Here is a 3,132-nt window from a genome sequence, read left to right as displayed (position 1 = left end):
CCGTAATTTCTTGCGAAGCCATGACCGGCGTTCATAAGCATATTCAACCTATTCCAACCGCTATTGTCTTGTTCCAGCCAACGTTCTCTATTGGTATCAACAAGGCGTTGATTGTGGGCATCAAGCACACCTCCACCTTGTATGGCATTGGAATAGGCATTCCCATAACCCTGTAAGAAGTTATTTGAGGCGCCCAATTGATTTTGATTGGCTTGGTCTATCATGGCATTGGCTTGCATCATGCGGTCTGCATCACGATTAAATTGCTCTGACATAGCACGAGCGTATATAGAATCTCTTCCTTTCCGCATTTCCTCTCTATGATCAGGAGTTGCATAACGACCAATCCCTGAGAAATATCGGTTAATTTGAGTGTCTGAATCATCTAATGCTTCTTGAAGTGCTTGTTTGAAATACGAATTTTCTCCCATCATACCACCAGAAGCTATATGTCGAAGATTCATGGCTGCCGACGTTGGATTATAGATTGTATTCATCAAAGAGCGATTTTGATAATGATGAGGAATACTTCCAAGACCACCAATTCCATAGCGCGTTTGATAACTTAACGGGGCAACACGAGGTCCTCCATACACATTACCACCCATCCCTGTATCATACATTTGATACGCATCTGCACCCCCACGCTTAAATACATTCTCCATCCAAGTGGGAGGGGCGCTTGTTTGTACCTGCTTCTGTTCTGTCGTTGCTGGTCTACTGCTCCCCATGTCACAATTCCTTCCTATAATAAAGCATACCTATGCCATAACCTTGTTTGTTCAGTGTACGTTTCCATCCCAAGCGACCCAAAATCTCCATTTCAGAAGCCCCATTCTCACGCGCCCAATCCTCTACAAATGTCAAATTATCAACTTGATCAAGAACGCCCTTGCCACTACATTCACAAATCAGAGCGCGCTTCTTTCCTAAAACTGTCTGCTGTATCTGGGTTGTAACTGCCGCTAAAAAGCGCTCGTCATCATCCAAAACAAGCCATAACTGTTTCTTGCCACTGCAAATCGCTTCAAGGAGCTCTTGCAACGTGATTTCATGTTTGAAACGTTCCACATACTCGCGAAACGACGCAATGATGTCTTCAAGGTATGGTGCTATACGCTCCATATCCCAAGACGTGGTCAAAAAAACTTTTGCCATTATCCTCTGCCTAAAGGACGTAAATCCACATTAAACCCTGTGATATGGTTCCAATGAACGCCTTCAGGAATACGCAATTTAAAGCGGTGATAACGATTGCGCGAACGACCATGATAAGCACCCGTAAGATAAGAACACACCCTCTCCTTGTGCCATGTGATCGGCGTCTGATCATTACGAAGCCGACGTTCCCCTATGCTTAAAAGACCTTGCGTCGTATCAACTTCGGCAAACATTTTCGTGATAAAGTTAAAACTTCCATCTGGTGCTCCCAATTCTTGCGAAACAACCGTTGCCTCCATCGGTGCTCCCGTAAACATAACAAGCCTATTTTCATCATCAAAAGCACCAAGCATGGGGGCGCCACTTTGCCAACGAGGGCTGTCTAAAGAAGCCGGTAATGTCTCAAGATTGATCGAGATCTCATCTAACTGTTCTAAAGTATAACCTGTCGTAAATACTGGAAACAACGTGAAAGGTTTTCCCTGTAGCGTCGACCATTTCTGCAATCCCCAATCATAGACAAAAGTCGTTTGCTCGTTATTGCCTCCCTTTAAGGACCAGTAAATTCGGTTATCAATGGGATCTATCACTCCTTGCATCTCATCAAGAGCAAATTTATCAAAAGTTTTAAAAACCGTTCTATCAACTTTCTCAAAGCCTATCGGCAAAAGTTGACCATCAGCACTGATCTGATAAAAGCCACCATCACCAGCAAAAAAAGCATCACTCCCACGACACGCTATAGAGGCTGCACTGCGGGATCCACGCTTGTCTTGAAGCTTTTGAAAAATAAAGGGGACTTTAGAGCCTAGCGTAAAACAACCAGCATAAATAGCAGAACGCAAAAAAACGAGGGGATTGCTCGATTCCGTTGCCCCTTGAACATATTCTCCATCATTAAAATTATGATAATAACAATCTTTATCACCTACCGTCCAATGAGTTGCATCATTCAAACCCGACCAATGGATGCGATTGGGATGATCTGTCAATTGCATCAAACAAACAAAATCACCCCAAACCTTGACCAATCCTGCTTTCGGGGGATTGCCTCCTAAATCTTCAAACCGTTCAGAACTACGAACCTTGAAAACTTGCGGTTTATCATTTTTGTTTACCGCAATAATGGCTTCGCCAAACAAGGCGAACGACCATCGATTATCCTCATGCGCTTGATAGGTCACACCACTTTGGCTTATATCCTTCCAACCCTTCGTTTGACTATCATAACTGTAAAGCTTTTGCTTGCCTCCTACGATTATCTTAACACCATTGCCACTTCTAAAGGCTATTGAACCCAAGGGCTTTTCTTCTAAAGGATGAGACACAACCATTGCACTAGGCATGGGTATGTAACCGCCATCTGCCGGTAAAACATTCACAAGTGTATCCGTAAAGCTACCGTTAACGATCGCAACATCTGGTCTGTAATCAGCGATTGGAAAATAAACCATCTTAAAAATCCGTCGGTATTATTCGCGTGACGTTATGACGTTGAGACGTCTCTGTACGCAATTCATGCAATTGCTCGTTAAAGTCATTGTAAGCTGCCGTTGCACAATCGGGGTCTTTCAAGATATTCTTGTAAAGTTCGTATTTTGCACGCGCCTTAATCAAATCAAACGCGTGCACAAACCATGGATGCTCCTCATCAACACTCTCTATATCTGATAAACGCAATGGAGAGAGAATGAGTTGAATCTGATAGGCTCTATCCGGCGTGGGATAAAGATGTAATTTCCTATCAAAATAACTATAACAAACCGGCGTTCCTTGCTGCTCTGATGATAACAAAGGCTCTAAAGAAACATGGTCCTTACACTCCAATGCAAACTTATGATGTTGATCAGAACTCAGATAAACGTTTTTGATTTTAACAGCTGTTTCAATAGGGCGGGTAGTGCTTGCATCATAAACACCTTGTCCCGCCCGTGTCTCAAACACCACATCACGGCTTTCGTTAAAGTAAAA

4 protein-coding genes are annotated in these 3,132 nt (G+C 43.2%); all 4 read right to left on the bottom strand.

Annotation, left to right across the window (positions count from 1 at the left end):
* Positions 1-731 (bottom strand): hypothetical protein (locus ACFIMW_RS09000; protein WP_375608859.1); only part of this gene is annotated, 731 nt, incomplete at its 3' end.
* Between the two features lies 1 nt (position 732).
* Complete coding sequence (locus ACFIMW_RS08995) at positions 733-1,158, bottom strand: hypothetical protein (protein WP_375608860.1); 426 nt, start codon at positions 1,156-1,158, stop codon at positions 733-735.
* Positions 1,158-2,615, bottom strand: coding sequence for a hypothetical protein (locus tag ACFIMW_RS08990; RefSeq protein WP_375608861.1), 1,458 nt, complete (start codon positions 2,613-2,615; stop codon positions 1,158-1,160). The genes ACFIMW_RS08995 and ACFIMW_RS08990 overlap by 1 nt, the downstream gene beginning before the upstream one ends.
* A gap of 1 nt (position 2,616) precedes the next feature.
* Positions 2,617-3,132 (bottom strand): hypothetical protein (locus ACFIMW_RS08985; protein WP_375608862.1); only part of this gene is annotated, 516 nt, incomplete at its 5' end.

The organism is Bartonella sp. AC329YNZD, from assembly GCF_042196685.1.
GTDB lineage: Bacteria > Pseudomonadota > Alphaproteobacteria > Rhizobiales > Rhizobiaceae > Bartonella.
This window is presented reverse-complemented; position numbering and strand designations above follow the sequence as displayed.